Source organism: Corynebacterium callunae DSM 20147 (genome assembly GCF_000344785.1).
GTDB classification, from domain to species: domain Bacteria; phylum Actinomycetota; class Actinomycetes; order Mycobacteriales; family Mycobacteriaceae; genus Corynebacterium; species Corynebacterium callunae.
In genome coordinates this window covers 1,451,027-1,465,973 of record NC_020506.1, presented here as the reverse complement: position 1 = coordinate 1,465,973, position 14,947 = coordinate 1,451,027, and the positions used below count along the sequence as shown (strand labels likewise).

Annotated in this window: 16 protein-coding genes; 10 read left to right on the top strand and 6 right to left on the bottom strand. The window is 50.9% G+C overall.

Translation table 11 applies throughout. The annotated features are described in order from the left end of the window. Positions 1 to 5: 5 nt before the first annotated feature. Entirely contained in the window at positions 6 to 980 is a 975-nt protein-coding gene (locus tag H924_RS06875; RefSeq protein WP_015651236.1) for a hypothetical protein, read from the bottom strand. Between the two features lie 48 nt (positions 981 to 1,028). Here H924_RS06875 and H924_RS06870 point away from each other — a divergent pair, with 48 nt between their 5' ends. From H924_RS06870 to H924_RS06855, 4 genes are all read left to right on the top strand, one after another. Then, entirely contained in the window at positions 1,029 to 2,363 is a 1,335-nt protein-coding gene (locus H924_RS06870; protein ID WP_015651235.1) for a lipase family protein, read from the top strand. 62 nt (positions 2,364 to 2,425) lie between these two features. After that, the gene (locus H924_RS06865) at positions 2,426 to 3,010 is read left to right on the top strand and encodes an FxsA family protein (protein ID WP_015651234.1); all 585 of its coding nucleotides are present in this window, start codon (positions 2,426 to 2,428) and stop codon (positions 3,008 to 3,010) included. Further along, the gene (lnt, locus tag H924_RS06860) at positions 3,007 to 4,686 is read left to right on the top strand and encodes an apolipoprotein N-acyltransferase (RefSeq protein ID WP_015651233.1); all 1,680 of its coding nucleotides are present in this window, start codon (positions 3,007 to 3,009) and stop codon (positions 4,684 to 4,686) included. Before H924_RS06865 ends, lnt begins: the two co-directional genes overlap by 4 nt. 55 nt (positions 4,687 to 4,741) lie before the next feature. After that, on the top strand, positions 4,742 to 5,554 hold the full coding sequence (locus H924_RS06855) for a polyprenol monophosphomannose synthase (RefSeq protein ID WP_015651232.1): 813 nt from the start codon (positions 4,742 to 4,744) through the stop codon (positions 5,552 to 5,554). Between the two features lie 115 nt (positions 5,555 to 5,669). On the opposite strand, the gene H924_RS06850 is transcribed toward H924_RS06855, so the two are convergent. After that, complete coding sequence (locus H924_RS06850; RefSeq protein ID WP_015651231.1) at positions 5,670 to 6,062, bottom strand: RNA polymerase-binding protein RbpA; 393 nt, start codon at positions 6,060 to 6,062, stop codon at positions 5,670 to 5,672. A gap of 189 nt (positions 6,063 to 6,251) precedes the next feature. Here H924_RS06850 and H924_RS06845 point away from each other — a divergent pair, with 189 nt between their 5' ends. From H924_RS06845 to H924_RS06830, 4 genes are all read left to right on the top strand, one after another. Continuing rightward, positions 6,252 to 6,599: a hypothetical protein gene (locus H924_RS06845; protein ID WP_015651230.1), complete on the top strand. Its 348-nt coding sequence runs from the start codon at positions 6,252 to 6,254 to the stop codon at positions 6,597 to 6,599. Continuing rightward, a complete protein-coding gene (locus H924_RS06840) occupies positions 6,596 to 7,333 on the top strand; it encodes a YceI family protein (RefSeq protein ID WP_015651229.1) in 738 nt (245 codons plus the stop codon). The genes H924_RS06845 and H924_RS06840 overlap by 4 nt, the downstream gene beginning before the upstream one ends. 3 nt (positions 7,334 to 7,336) lie before the next feature. Beyond that, a complete protein-coding gene (locus tag H924_RS06835) occupies positions 7,337 to 7,516 on the top strand; it encodes a hypothetical protein (protein WP_015651228.1) in 180 nt (59 codons plus the stop codon). 247 nt (positions 7,517 to 7,763) lie between these two features. Then, a complete protein-coding gene (locus tag H924_RS06830; RefSeq protein WP_015651227.1) occupies positions 7,764 to 8,375 on the top strand; it encodes an LGFP repeat-containing protein in 612 nt (203 codons plus the stop codon). A 73-nt stretch (positions 8,376 to 8,448) separates the two neighbouring features. Here the strand turns inward: H924_RS06830 and H924_RS06825 are convergent, their stop codons facing one another. The 4 genes from H924_RS06825 to H924_RS06810 form a co-directional block, all read right to left on the bottom strand. Continuing rightward, entirely contained in the window at positions 8,449 to 9,945 is a 1,497-nt protein-coding gene (locus H924_RS06825) for a SulP family inorganic anion transporter (protein ID WP_015651226.1), read from the bottom strand. A gap of 87 nt (positions 9,946 to 10,032) precedes the next feature. Then, positions 10,033 to 10,698 (bottom strand): DNA alkylation repair protein, encoded by a 666-nt coding sequence (locus H924_RS06820; protein WP_015651225.1) that lies wholly within the window; start codon positions 10,696 to 10,698, stop codon positions 10,033 to 10,035. Positions 10,699 to 11,262: 564 nt separating this feature from the next. After that, positions 11,263 to 11,748 (bottom strand): hypothetical protein, encoded by a 486-nt coding sequence (locus H924_RS06815; RefSeq protein ID WP_015651224.1) that lies wholly within the window; start codon positions 11,746 to 11,748, stop codon positions 11,263 to 11,265. 162 nt (positions 11,749 to 11,910) lie between these two features. Continuing rightward, positions 11,911 to 12,483 (bottom strand): manganese efflux pump MntP, encoded by a 573-nt coding sequence (locus H924_RS06810; RefSeq protein ID WP_015651223.1) that lies wholly within the window; start codon positions 12,481 to 12,483, stop codon positions 11,911 to 11,913. A 329-nt stretch (positions 12,484 to 12,812) separates the two neighbouring features. Here H924_RS06810 and H924_RS06805 point away from each other — a divergent pair, with 329 nt between their 5' ends. Both H924_RS06805 and H924_RS06800 read left to right on the top strand, forming a co-directional pair. Further along, positions 12,813 to 13,289 (top strand): phosphoribosyltransferase, encoded by a 477-nt coding sequence (locus H924_RS06805; protein WP_015651222.1) that lies wholly within the window; start codon positions 12,813 to 12,815, stop codon positions 13,287 to 13,289. 215 nt (positions 13,290 to 13,504) lie between these two features. After that, positions 13,505 to 14,914 (top strand): MFS transporter, encoded by a 1,410-nt coding sequence (locus H924_RS06800; RefSeq protein WP_015651221.1) that lies wholly within the window; start codon positions 13,505 to 13,507, stop codon positions 14,912 to 14,914. The last annotated feature ends 33 nt before the right edge of the window (positions 14,915 to 14,947 follow it).

Below are 14,947 nucleotides of genomic sequence, written 5' to 3'. Positions count from 1 at the left end.
GCTAATTAAGATCGCTCGAAGATCTCATAGTCCCCCTCAGCCGTGGCCTGATATTCCACATGGGCCCGGCGCGGATGACCACAACGTTTGGCACAACCAGCAAAATACACCGGAGAATTTACCTCCAACTGGCCACTAGCAACCGCAGAGAGTAAATCTCCACGCACATCAGCCAACGCATGGGAACAACCAGGGGCACCAATACATGCAGAAGCTCGCAGCCACGGAGACTGCGCGTCAAAAATAAGCCCCATAGGAGCCAAAACCTTTACCACTTGCTCAGCAACCCCAGCTGGCAAATTCGGGATATAGAGGGAATGCCACGGCGTGACCGTGATATCAACTTCGATGGCTGCCAAAAACCGCGATAAACGCGCGTCCATGCGCCCTAAAGGCACACCCGCTCCCAAAGCCACCAGCTCGGAAGACTTATCCTCCAGCCATCCAATAGGTGCTGAATGGCCAACTGCCACCGGTAACTCCACCGCCGCACCACTAAACTCAGGCGGCATAGCAGCAGCAATCCCAGAAACCACCTCATTGACCTGCGCAACATCCACAATAGGGCCAGCATTCAAGCTTGCGTCCACCACTTGCATGCGGGTTTCGTCGATAAGCACCAGCCCAATATCAGGCCGCAACCTTAAGATCTCACCGTGACCGCCATCCAACCCGATTACAATATCCTGGCGCACCGCGCCAGCAAGCTCGGTGGCCAACGTCGCCAACTCAGCATGCCCCGGAGTTGCCAAGACCTGAGCACCGCCGCGCACCTCAGGCGCTTGCTTCAGCCCACGCACCTGCACATTGCCCCGCGAGGTCAAGTGCACAAAACCATCACCGTGCTGCTCGGCAAACTCAGCCAAGTCCGCCCAGACAGACGATGCAACCAGACCACCTGGAAAATGCATCCGCCCGACAAAACCATCCGCTGCGGAATAAACATGCTGAAAGGAAAAAGCACCATCATTGCTAGACATGGGCTTAAATCCTAGACCGCTAGCATCGGAAATTAGTATTCTGTCCTCATGGCAGCGACTGCAAGTGGATATCAGATTCTGCAACCCCGGCGCATCATTCGCGCCGGGGTGACACGCAACCTCCACCGCAGCCTCAGCCCGCTCTTGGCTGAGGGCAGCACCGCGGTAATGCGACGAGTGCTTGGTAAAAGTACCCGTCCCGGCAGGCAAAGTCCGCCGGAGGATGTCCCGGATTTCGGTGCTCCGGTGCGCACTGGTGGCATTAACCACGGCACCTTGGTCAATGCCGCACCGCTTAATGTCTTGGGAACCATGGGGGAGTTAAACCCCGCAAGTTGCTACCGCATCGAATATATCAGCGGTGATTCCGCAGGTAGATCCATTACTGCGACCGGTGGCGTGCTCTTTTCCCAACAACCATGGCCACACGGCCCACGACCGGTGATTGCGATGGCACCCTCCACTCAGGGAGTGGCCGCGCATTGCGATCCCTCCCATACCTGCGCTATCGGCCTCAATATCTTTTACGACCGCCCTTTTGACGCCATTTTTGCCTATGAACTCCCTGTTATTTTATGGTTCCTCGCCCAAGGCATCGATATTGTCTTTATCGACTATCCTCGCGATCCCAGCGCCGGCGTGCAGTACTACTGCGATTCCATTGCCGCTGCTAAATCGCTTTTCGACGCGGTCCTCGCCGCGCGTACCCTCGGCATTTCACCCGAGGCCCCGCTGGGGCTGTGGGGCTTTTCCCAAGGCGGCGGTGCGATTGGCTGGGCTACCCAATTAAGGAATTATGCCCCCGATGTCATTCCGCGCGCAGCAGTCGTTGGTGCTCCACCCACTGACCTCTTTGAAGTTTTACGCACCGTGGATGGGGGACTGCTTTCCGGAGTTATTGCCTATGCTGTCGCCGGACTGTGCGCCAGTTCCGCCGAACTTTATGAAGAAATTATGCCCACTCTCAATTCCCGTGGAATTAAAGAGGTTCTAAGCAATGTAGCCAGCTGCGCGGGCGGTACTTTGCTGCACAGTGGCTACCGGCGCTCAAATCAGTGGACGACGTCTGGCAAAGCACTCGATGACGTCCTTGATGATCTCCCAACCGTGCTGGCTGAATTTGAACGCCAAAAATTAGGCAAGACTGCGCCCTCGATGCCCGTGTTGCTTTGGGGATCCATCCACGATGATGTGATCCCCATTGAACCGCTTCGGCAACTCAGAGATGATTGGGCAGCTGCCGGTAGCGATATCACCTGGTATGAATCTCATGCTCCACGGGTCCCTGGACGCACTGGCCTTAACCACTTTGGCCCCTATTACCGGCATCTCAATATCTATTCCGGATGGCTTATCGATCGTCTGGGCAATTTCACCCCCTGATAAACCACCGCTCGCGCTACTTACTACTGAGCGTGTCAGGACAAAAGGGTAGTGTAGGGCGGGTGCCAGCAGTAATAGCAATCCCATATTTCATAGTTGAAATCCTCGCCTTTATCGGTGTCGTCATGTGGCTCGGTCTTGGTTGGGCTTTTGGTCTACTAGCTCTTTTCTTTATTGTCGGACTTCTTTTGGCCGGCCTGGAAATGCAGCGCATTAGTAAGGCCGCAGCCCAGCATCAAGCCTCCGGAGCCGGAAGTGCCGGTGCCATCGCGGGCAATATCGGCTTGACCGCAGCCGGTGCCATTTTGGTAGCCATGCCCGGTTTTGTAACCTCCATCATCGGCCTACTGTTTATTCTTCCGCCCACCCGTGCGCTATTCCGCAAGCTATTGGCCAAGAAGCTTCGCAGTGCCATTGAAAACCTCGGCGTCCGAGGCTTCGAAGCTGTTAATGGATACCGGACCCACGCTTCCTATGGCAGCTTTGGTAACTTCCCTGATGCCAGCAACCACCCTTCCCAAAACCCACAACGACCCATCGTTATTGACGAGGACGAAATCCAAGAATGGACCTCGCATGTTAAGCCAGAAGATTTTGGCAATCCAGGATCTTCCACTGATGATAAAAACCACGGTGGGGATAAGTGACTCTAGCTATTCGCCTCGCCCTCGCAATGTTGGGCGGGCTTTTTGTTTATGGCTCCTATGAGCCAATCGGTTGGTTTTGGGCCGGAATCATAGGAATAGCTCTTTTTTATGCATCTTTAGCACCCTGGGAAATATCCTCTGCTAAAAAGCGCCGCAAAAAGAATGACCCGATTCCTCTATTGGAAAGACTCTCCCAAGCACCCACCCTCAAACAGGGTATGTCGCTGGGCTTTGCCCATGGCTTGGTGACCTACCTTTTCCTCTTGCCATGGATCGGGGAGTTTGTGGGCAATTTGCCCTATATCGCGCTCGCTGTGGTCGAGGCCTTGTATTCCATTGCTCTGGGCCTTGGCGGCGTAGCTCTAAGCCGCTGGAAAAAGTGGGGTGCCTACCTTTTCCCCGCTTGGTTTGTAGCTGTGGAATATTTGCGCTCTAACTGGCCTTTTGGAGGGTTTGCTTGGGGTCGTCTGGCGTGGGGACAAATTAATGGACCCTTGGCCAATATGGCAGCCTTTGGCGGAGTTGCGCTGGTAACTTGCCTGACGGTGTTGGCTGCAGTTGGATTGGCGTTGGTATTTATTAGCAAAAAGCGCCTTCAAGGTGCGCTCGTATGCGCCATGGTCATTGTATTTGGCGCATTGGGTTCGCTATATGTAGACCGTGCCGGAACCAGCACCGAGAACATTGAGGTTGCAGCTATCCAGGGCAACGTCCCACGGATGGGATTGGACTTTAATGCCCAGCGGCGTGCAGTCCTGGCTAATCACACCCGAGAAACCCTCAAATTAGATCATCAGGTTGATGTGGTGATTTGGCCGGAAAATTCTTCAGATGTTAATCCTTTTTTGGATACCCAAGCACAAACCCTGATTAACAAGGCTGTTGATCATGCGCAGGCCCCTATTTTGGTGGGTACCATCACCCAGGACGAAGTGGGTCCGCGTAACACTATGCAGGTTTTTGATCCAGAATCTGGAGCAGGGGATTATCACTATAAAAAATTCCTGCAGCCTTTTGGCGAATATATGCCTTTCCGCGAATTCTTTCGCATCTTTTCTTCCTATGTTGATGCAGCTGGAAACTTCCAGCCAGGAGATGGCACCGGAACGGTAAGTATGAATGCCGCCAAATTGGGGCGAGCAGTCACAGTAGGTATTCAAACCTGTTATGAAGTTGCCTTTGATAGGGCAGGGCGTGATGCTATTGCCAATGGTGCCGAGTTTTTGGCCACACCCACCAACAACGCCACCTTTGGCTTTACCAACATGACATACCAACAATTGGCAATGAGCAGAATGCGCGCAATTGAATTTGATCGTGCTGTTGTTGTCGCAGCTACTTCCGGTGTTTCGGCCATCATTAACCCTGATGGTTCGGTGGCCCAACAGACCAAGATTTTTGAGTCTGCAACCCTGACTCAAGAGATCCCGGTAAAGCAAACTGTCACCATTGCAGCGGTGGCCGGTTTCTATGTTGAATTGGTCTTGGTTATCATTGGAGTTCTAGCTGGAATTGTTGCCCTTCGAAGCACCGCTTTTTCCTCGTCCCGCGCTGGTATTTCTACTTCAAAGAAATCCACTACAGCGAAAAACCCCAAACTCGGACGCAGCGGACTGGTGCGAAGAAGGCGGCAGGGAGCCGTCGAAAAGCTTAAAAGCTTTTTTATTGCTTCTTAAAAGGCGTATTTTGTTCATTTATCAGCCCCTTCTGGGGCCAAGGAGGCCAACCTAGATGAGTAACCAGGCAGCAGATGCTTCAACGCTGGTGATTATTCCAACGTATAACGAGCTGGAAAATCTGCCCTTGATCGTCGATCGGCTACGTACCTCCGCTCCTGAGGTTGATATTTTGATCGTTGACGACAATTCCCCGGACGGCACCGGCGCGCGCGCAGATGAGCTTTCTGCAGCTGATTCTCAGATTCACGTTATGCACCGTGAGGGCAAGGGTGGCTTGTGCGCTGCGTATATGGCCGGCTTCGCATGGGGCCTAGAGCGCGAATACAGCGTGCTTTGTGAGATGGATGCCGATGGCTCCCACGCTCCAGAACAGTTGCACCTTTTGCTCGAGGAAGTTGCCAATGGCGCTGATTTGGTCATCGGTTCCCGTTACGTACCAGGTGGCCGCGTTGTGAACTGGCCAAAGAATCGCTGGCTGCTATCTAAGGGCGGCAATGTTTATATCAACCTTGCCCTCGGCGCTGGTCTGTCCGATATGACCGCTGGCTACCGTGCGTTCCGTCGTGAGCTGCTTGAGGCTTTGCCACTTGATGAGCTTTCAAACGCTGGTTATATCTTCCAGGTTGAAATTGCTTATCGTGCGGTTGAACTGGGCTTTGATGTCCGCGAGGTGCCAATTACCTTCACCGAGCGTGAAATCGGTGAGTCCAAGTTGGATGGCAGCTTTGTTAAGGATTCTCTCCTCGAGGTCACCAAGTGGGGTCTGAACCACCGTGGTGAGCAGGCCAAGGAATTGCTTAAAGAAATGTCCGGCCTGGCTAAATACGAGTGGAATCACTTCAAAAAGCAGAACACTTGGCTTTAAAAAACCGCTTGTCGACGCCGCCCTCAGCCTTCACGGTTAGGGGCGGGGTTTAAAAAAGCTCATCCCCACACCTTTAGGGTGTGGGGATGAGCTTTAGCTTTATTTAATGCTGTGCTTATTCAGCAGCCTTTTCAGCTTCTTCAGCCTCTTGCTGAGCCTTGAGTAGCTTTGCAGCATTGCGACGACGCTTACGAAGTGCCTCGATGCGCTCTTCTAGCAACACATCAAGTTCTTCAATGGTGCGACGCTCGCGCAACATATCCCAGTGGGTACGTGGAGGCTTAATTGGCTTAGACTCAACGCCTTCGCCCTCCATGAGGGTGCCCAATTTACCGTTTTTGCACATCCACTCTTCAGGAATCTCCGCGTCATCAGCGAAGGGAACCTCAAAGATGTCTCCGTCTTCGGTCCTGTACTTCACGAGCTGGCGTGGAGCCAAATCGTGGTCCCTGTCCGTCTCATAGCTCACGGCGCCCATGCGGCTGCCACGAAGAACGCGATCTGCCATCTAGGTATCAGTCCTTTGCCTTAGAATGCGACCTTCAAGTAAGCCGCAAAAGATTATTTCTCACATAGTTTACCCGGAGGGTCAAAAACACTACACGCCGCCTCCCAGCAGGTGCACTTGAAATGTGATCAGACTTTAAGTATAGCGAAAACCCTAGAATCGTTGTATACGTAACAATGGACTAAGCTAATGTGGGTGCAGAATTTAACTCCAAACCAGCAGGTACCAACCTGTTCCTGGTGCGGTAAAGACTTCGCCTCCACAGGTCGTGGGCGACCTCGGAAGTACTGTAGCCAAGCTTGCAGACAACGTGCCTATGAACAGCGCAACAATGTCTCCGGTACGACTATTCCCGCTGAGGCCGTCATTATGTCTCCCGAGCGTGCCAGTGAACTTAAAGATTCACTCTTTGAGCTAAGGTGTGCAGCCGAGGATATTGCTACTGCCGTTAAAGATGGGGAAGACCCCCATGAAATCTCCTTCCTCTGTCGGGAGATGGTGGAATTGGCTCGAAATATTGAAAAGTTGAGGTCATGAGCAACACACAAACTAACGCTTCCCACCCAGAGGCGCAAAGTCCACTCATTAAGTATCGCGCCTTGATTATCACGGTTTTTGTGATCGCCATTGTTGGTCTAGCATCCCTTGCAGTTGGCCCAGTGCTTTATAAGCTCATCATGGGTCCAGGTCTGCATACCGATGGTATCCACGCCGATGGCGCGGCTCCGGCCTCCACTGATTTCAACGGCGAGTGGGAAGTTGTACCCGGCAGCATTCCAAACACTTCAGCAGCGGGCTTTACCTTTGCAGAAATTCTGCCTGGCGAAGAAAAGATTACTTCTGGTTCCACCCCGGATGTCAGCGGCAATGTTGTGGTAGAAAATAATACCCTTAGCTCTGGTTTGATCACTGTGGATATGACCAACATTTCCACCGATCAAGAAAAGCGCGATATTAACGTCCGCATGAAGCTTTTCCACACCGAACAATTCCCCGAAGCCACCTTTGAAGTAACCCAGGCAGTAGATCTCTCCCAGATCCCAGATACCGGTACGGTCGCTCAGGTAGTTATTCCAGGTAAATTAACTGTGCATGGTGTCACCAAAGACGTTGCTCCGACCTTTGACGTGTTGCGTACCGGTGAACAGGCTATTGTGGCCTCTGATATTGATATCAATCGCTTGGACTACGGCGTAGAAACACCGGAGTTTGTAGCAGCAAAGATCAGTGAGACCGGTCAGATTAACGTCCGAATTGCTTTGGAGAAATAACTGATGATGGCTGCTCGAATGATCCCAGCCCTGTGGTTTCGGTTGATCGTAATTATTGGTTTCACCGCTTTTATGGTGTGGGATTCCATGTGGATCCTGGCCGTGATTGGCCTTCTTCTTACATTGGTTACCGTGTGGCAATTGGTGACTGCCTATAAAACAAAGGCCCAGAGCGAAAAATAGCGATTCGTCTTTTTTATAGCTAATGCGTCTTCTTGCTTTTCCTTTAGTGTTTTGCACTTTAGAAAGGCAGAAGGCGCATTTTTGCTGTTGAAAGACAAAATATAAGTGTCTATTATACTTTTCTTATATTTCATTAAGGTAACAAGTGGGTCACCATAAGCATAAGATTTTGCCGACTTGTGGCAATTAGATATTTTTTCCAAGCACAATGGGGAAATCAGATAGCCCACAAGAAAGGCAGATCGAGATGAACCTGAACAATAAACCACTGCGCAACCGAATCCTAGCCGGCACTGCAGCTGTTGCTTTGTCTATTGGACTCGCGTCATGCTCCCAGGCGGAAGACGCTGCAAGCGAAGCCACCAGCGCGGCTGGCTCTGCAACCAGTGCCGCTGGATCTGCCGTGAGCTCTGCAACCAGCAGCATGGGTTCCGAATCCTCCAGCAGCGAAGCTGCAAGTGAAACTGCTAGCGATGGAACCGGCGCAGGTGCCGAGACCACTGAGGTTGAAGCAGCTGATGGTTCAATGTTGATGCTGCCAACTGATGTTGTCATTGCAGCAGAGAATGCTGAATTCACCGTTCCAGAAAAGTCTGAAGAAGGCCCTAATGGCGAGCTTTTGGTGACCTATCCAGAGGGCTACATCGTTAACTCTGAGGAAGGTAGCACCCAGCCTTTGGTTGGTAAGATCGCTGAAACCTGGATCAACGGTGGCGGTTTTAGTTCTGAGTTTGGTGTTCCAACTGCTCCTGAAAAAGAAACCGATAATGGATGGACCCAGAGCTTTACTAAGGCTGTAATCAACTGGATCAGCGATGGATCCGGAAACTTCACCGCTGAAGTTCTACCAATTCCATAACTAAAAATTGCTTAAGGTCCTGTGAGACTGCAATAATGTGCAGTCTCACAGGACCTTTCTCTATGTCGTGGCTTTAGCCCAATTTTCCGGTGAGCTTTTCCAAACGCTCAAGGCTGGGACCATCAAGTCCAATTATGCCGACTTTTTTGCCACGTGCTTTGTATTTTTGAATAATGCTATCCAAGGTGGCCACCGTGGAGGCATCCCAAATTTCTGCAGCACTGAGATCAATGATGATCTCCGCAGCAGGATCTGAATAATTAAAGCTATAAACCAGATCATTTGAAGACGCCCAAAATAGCTGCCCTTTAACTGCGTAGGTGCTTATGCCGCCAGATGAAGAGTGTTCAACGCTTACTAAATGAGCAACACGGCGCGCAAACATGACCATCGCGGTTAGGACTCCAGAGATAACTCCGATGGCCAAATTACTGGTGCCCAAGGTTGCCACAATAGTTACCACCATGACCAAGGTTTCGCTCAGTGGCATAAGACGCAAGGTCCGTGGGCTGAGTGAGTGCCAATCCGCGGTATCTATGGCCACAATGATCATCACGGCGACAAGCGCTGCCATCGGAATTTTCCCCACGATATCTCCCAGCACCACCACCAAAATCAAGAGAAATGCACCGGCGAGGAAGGTGGAGAGGCGAGTGCGTGCACCAGAGTTTTTCACATTGATCATAGTTTGGCCGATCATTGCGCAACCACCCATGCCTCCCAAAAGGGACGTGAGAATATTAGCAATGCCCTGACCTGCAGCTTCGCGCGATTTATTGGAATGAACTTCGGTGATATCGTCGACAAGCTTTGCGGTTAGCAATGATTCCATTAGTCCCACCAAGGCCATTCCCAATGCATAAGGTGTGATAATGCTCAGCGTCTCTAGGTTTAATGGAACCTGTGGCAGTATAAATTCTGGCAGTGTTTGAGGTAATTCTCCCTGGTCAGCAACATTTGGGATTGAGATATTAAAGATCCACACCAGCGCCGTCAATGCAATGATCACAATCAACGGTGCTGGAATTGCCTTGGTGAGCTTCGGCCAGCCCAGCATGATCAAGATGCCGGCGGCAAAAAGCGGATAGACCATCCACGGAACGTTAAAAAGGTGGGGGAGTTGTGCCATAAAAACCAGCGCTGCCAGCGCATTTACAAATCCGAGCATGACAGAACGCGGAATGAACCGCATTAATTTTGCCACGCCCAATATGGCAAGCGCGATTTGGAAAATTCCTGCCAGCATAATGGTGGCAAGGAAATAATCAACTCCATAGAGCTTGACGACGGGCGCAATCACCAGCGCCACAGCGCCGGTGGCCGCTGAAATCATTGCAGGACGACCGCCAGTAAAAGCTATGGTCATTGCCATTATGCAGGAGGCAAAAAGTCCCATTCGAGGATCGACGCCGGCGAGTACTGAAAAGGCAATAGATTCAGGAATAAGTGCAAGCCCAACAACAAGGCCTGCGAGCACCTCAGTGCGCAGCCTTTGGGGAGTGGAAAAGGCAAATTTAAAGGAGGCTAAAACGCCGGTTGGAGCAGGCTTCTCCAATTGGGCTAGGGTCACGATTTCTCACATTTTTCTTTTTAGAGGTTTCAGATAAGTGCAGCTGAGGGTACATATTATTTTGTCAGTGTGACAAAATAAAGGTGGCTAGGAGGTCTCGCGCTTGACCATTTCTTTAATCCAAATTGGGGCAAATGGAGAGGTGCAATTAGGCGGTGTCGGATAATCTTTGAGAACCTCTAAGCGTTCGCCGATTTCTATGGCACGTTCCCGAAATTCCGGCAACTTGATACCAATTTGCGCCAAGCATTCGTTCATTGACCATTGCAGGCGAGGCGCGGCAGTTCGCATCTGACCTTCAATGACCTCTAAGAGGTTATCAATATCCAAAGCCTCAGGCTTCTTAAGGATGGCGTGAGTGTTTAGGGACCAGCCGGCAGCGGCCACATCGGGATTAGAATTTTCCAACCAGCGCAGGCGGAGTTCATCCCAGGCTGGATGTTTTTTCACCACATAGTTAATCAGCCAATCAGTGACCTTAGGTGTGCGCGCCTCATGCAGCATGGAGTTTAGATCGTCGGCGTTAAATTCCTTCGGCTTGCAGATAAGCAGACTGAGCAATCTGGCGGCAGAGTCATTAGAATCCCAAAGCTCAATAGCTAGTGGCTGATTCTTTTTAAGTTCTTTGGCAACGCCGCGCAGCTTGGTGAGGTTAACGGCGTGCTCGTCGCCGTGGCGTTGATTGACGGCCAAGATTTTGTCATCGGCAAGTTCTTGGAGAGTTGCCAAGGTGGAGTCAGCGAGTTCAGTCATGGGCATCAATTTACCAGTCCCAGCTTTATCAGTAATTGTCCGATAATGTACATTATGTCATTTTATTCTTGGGGACTCATACCCCGCCGGACACTTTAAGCCCAGTGAGCTCTGATATCCGGCCTGCAACACATTGCCCCATTTACTGCCGGGGTTTCTGCTCGGCACGCTTGCTGGATAATCGGCGCCTGCCAGAATTTCCTACAGCACGTTGAGTATTGTACCGCCCCTAAACCATGTGAGAACTCAGGAATGCAGGATCCATTAGAAATTCCAAGATCAACGCCTACCAATCCCTAAGGCTTTAGATTTGATTGACCAAATCGGAGACGCCATTTTGAGTGCGCTGGACACCTAGGCAGTCCAGCGCCTGGGATTCTCATAAAACTGGCGATAAATCCCCAGCGAGGTTCTGAGCTCCCCGTTTTGCCCCGACTGTTGAACCCACTCCTTACGTCACACTGACAAAATAAAACTAAAACCTCCACGCGGTGCAGCCGATAACTTTGAAAAGCTATGAGCCGCACCATGCGGAGGTTCTAAATCTAAGACGCTAAGAAATTCTTAGGCAGCCAGTGCCCAAGCGTTCTCGCCAACCTTTGCCAGTGGCATCAAAGAATAAGCATTGAAAGCGCCGCTCAAAGGAGTTGCACAGAGATCAACGTTAGCGCGATCGATCTTGTCGTAGTCGATCTGGCCATCTTGCTTCTGCAAGGCCAAATAAGAGGAACCAGCGGCAACGCCGGACTCATCAAGGTTGAGGCTGGAAAGGTCTACGCCATAAGCTGCCTCGAGGTCTGCGGTGGGAGTTCCCTCACACAGAATTGCCGCAGAGACATACTCTTCACCGTAGATATCGGCCAAGGCAACTGCAGTGACATTAAGGCCTTGTGCATCAATGCCGGCAACCGTTGATTCCAAGGCTCCAGCGTTGGCAAAGGTCTTTTCTGCGGAGTTGCTGGACGCGATGGCCACCATTCCTGCCATGGCCACAATCCAGATCACGATGATCGCTGCGACAATTCCTTTAGCTTTATTTGAAAGACTCACGTGCAGTCTCCCACCTTCCCACATTCATTAATCCCATTTAGTATCCGCTCTACTCTATCCCATAGAACTGCCCAGGGTCTCCCCGACTGCTGAAAGTTTCCTGATAGAAGTAGGGATTAAGGGCGCTTTTCGACGCGGCCTGTGGCGCTGAGGACCTTGTTTTTAGCCGAAAACATGCTCGACAACGATATTGGCACCAATTCCAATCAGTACTAGTCCGCCAATAACAGTTGCCCAGCGTCCTAATTTGCCAGCTCCATGATGGCCCATCCAAGCGCCAGCAAGAGACATAATAAAAGTAATCACACCCATAGCAAGGGCCACGTTAATAATTGAGACTTCTACAAAGGCCAAGCTCATGCCAACCGCCAAAGCGTCGATGCTAGTGGCAAAACCCATGATCACGGCTGGACGTAGCTGGATCCGACCATCGTCAATGACTTCTTCATCATCTTCGCCATGAAAAGCATCCCACAGCATTTTGATTCCGACAACGGCCAACAAAGTGAAGGAAATCCAGTGATCAATAGCTGCAATGACGGTAATTCCACTAAAGAAATAGCCGATTACCCAGCCAATAAGGGGCATGATTGCTTGAAAAAAGCCAAAGACTGCAGCGAGCACCAAAGCTCGTTTAAGCAGGTTTACGCGAATGACAGTGCCGCGCACAATAGAACAGGCAAAGGCGTCTGCGGAAACGCCTAAAGACAGCAAAAAGACTTGAACAAGGGGCATGGTTCTCCTTGGGACCGTGCCTGGGCATAAAAAATAGACCCCGGCGAATGATTACGCCGAAGGTCTCGTTCGCCTAATCCGATGTATGCAGATTAGGTGGCATGCCGGGTGTGGTTCAAACACACCAGTATGTCGTTCATGCCTCCCACAAGGTGTTGTGGCCTTGTATGGAACTACTCCCCTTCGATTGGAAGTTGTTGCCTTGACATTCTAATGAACTCGGGGAGAAAATCAACTTTCATGTGAGATTTGGTCCGGTTTTTCGTCGAAAAGCGTGGTTTTTAGCCTGGTTCTCGCAGTTGGTTAACAAACGGTTAAGATGAGTAAGCATGACAGAGGAACGCGAGGTTCTCACCTATGAGCAATTTGGAACTGCGATTCGTGAGCTAGCCCAAGAAATTATTGATGATTATCAGCCCGATTGTGTGTTGTCGATTGCACGCGGCGGACTGCTCATTGGCGGAGCTTTAGGATACGCACTGGGCATCAAAAATGTCTCAGTGATGAATGTGGAATTTTATACCGATATTGGCGAGCATCTGGAAGAACCAATGATGATCCCTCCAACCCCCAAAGCTGTTGATCTCACCGGCATGCGCATCCTGGTTGCCGATGATGTTGCAGATACCGGAAAGACCCTGGAATTGGTGCGGGACTTCCTTGGTGATCACGTTGAGGAAGTTCGAACTGCCGTGATTTACCAAAAGCCAAATAGCACTTTCCAGCCTGACTATAAATGGCGCGAAACCGAAAAGTGGATTAATTTCCCCTGGTCAAGCTTGCCTCCAGTAGTGCCTAGCAATTAAATCCTCGCCCCTTTTAACCTCCTTGCCGTAGCTACGGCAAGGAGGTTTCTTTTGCCTATTTTCCCCGGAATTTTCCATGATTTACCAAGGAATATCCCACTTACTGAGATCGTGAGATTAAATAGTCCAAATGGTGAGATTGACTCTCGGAAAACGCTGTGGAAACATCACAAGAGTATTTATCCGTATGAGTAGGTGTTAGGCGAGTAAAAATCATGTCTCAGGACTCATCGGCTGCTTTGCCAGCCGATAACACTCCATCATCAGCTGTTGCAGTTGATCATGGCAATCAAGAAAAATTTGTCATCGATAAGAAGACAAAGCGTAAAGTCGCAGCGGCGTCCACAATTGGCACCACCATTGAGTTCTATGACTTCTACGTCTATGCCACCGCAGCAGTTGCCGTGTTCCCCACCTTGTTCTTCCCAAAGAACGAAGATCCCACTGTCAACCTGCTGGCTTCTTTTGCCACCTTCGGTCTGGCCTTCATTGCACGCCCGCTGGGCTCGATTCTTTTTGGACACTTTGGTGACCGCATTGGACGTAAAGCAACGCTGATTGGCTCCTTGTTGACCATGGGCATCGCCACCGTTCTTATTGGCTTGTTGCCAACCTATGGACAAGTTGGCATCGTCGCTCCAGCACTGCTGGCCTTGATGCGTTTTTGCCAGGGCTTGGGCCTTGGTGGTGAATGGTCTGGTGCCGCGCTGCTCGCTGGCGAAAATGCTGAGAACAACCACCGCGCACGTGCCGCCATGTGGCCTCAGCTAGGTGCACCATTCGGCTTCTTTATTGCCAATGGATTCTTCCTCATTCTGGTAGCCGTCCTGGCTCATGAGACCGGCGATGCTGAAGGTGCCTTTATGTCTTGGGGCTGGCGCCTGCCATTCTTGGCATCTGCCATCATGATTGCCATTGGCCTGTGGGTTCGTTTCTCCCTGGAGGAAACTCCAGTGTTCAAGCAGGCTGTTGATCAGGGTAAGCGCGTTAAGTCTCCGTTAAAGGAACTGTTTAAGACGTCAACCGGACCACTGGTTCAAGCAACTTTCATCATGTTGTCCACTTACACCTTGTTCTACCTGGTGACCACGTGGATTCTCTCCTACGGCATTGGCGATCGCAGCAAGGGACTTGGACTTTCCATCCCTTATTTTGAGTTCCTGCAGTTGCAGTTGGGCACCATTGTTTTCTTCGCCATCATGATCCCAATTTCTGGCTGGTTAGCTGACGTTTGGGGTCGTCGCAACACCTTGATCCTGGCATCCATTTTGCTGCTGATCTTCGGCGCTTCATTTAGCCTGTTCCTGGATCCAGCTACTGCTTCCAATACCTCTGTGTTTATCTTCTTAGCAGTTGGAATGTCCATCATGGGTCTGATCTTTGGACCAATGTCGGCTATTCTTCCAGAGCTCTTCCCCACCAATGTGCGTTATACCGGCTCCGGAATTGCCTACAATGTTTCATCCATCCTGGGCGCTGCGATTGCTCCATTTATCGCTACCTGGTTGGTTTCTTCCTATGGTGTTGCCCAGGTGGGCATCTACCTCATCATCGTCACTGCGATCACCTTCGTGGCAGTATTGACCATGAAGGAAAATAAGAGCAACGATCTCCGCGAGGTCTAAACTCTAAAGTCTTAAACACCGGGCGTCGCTAGT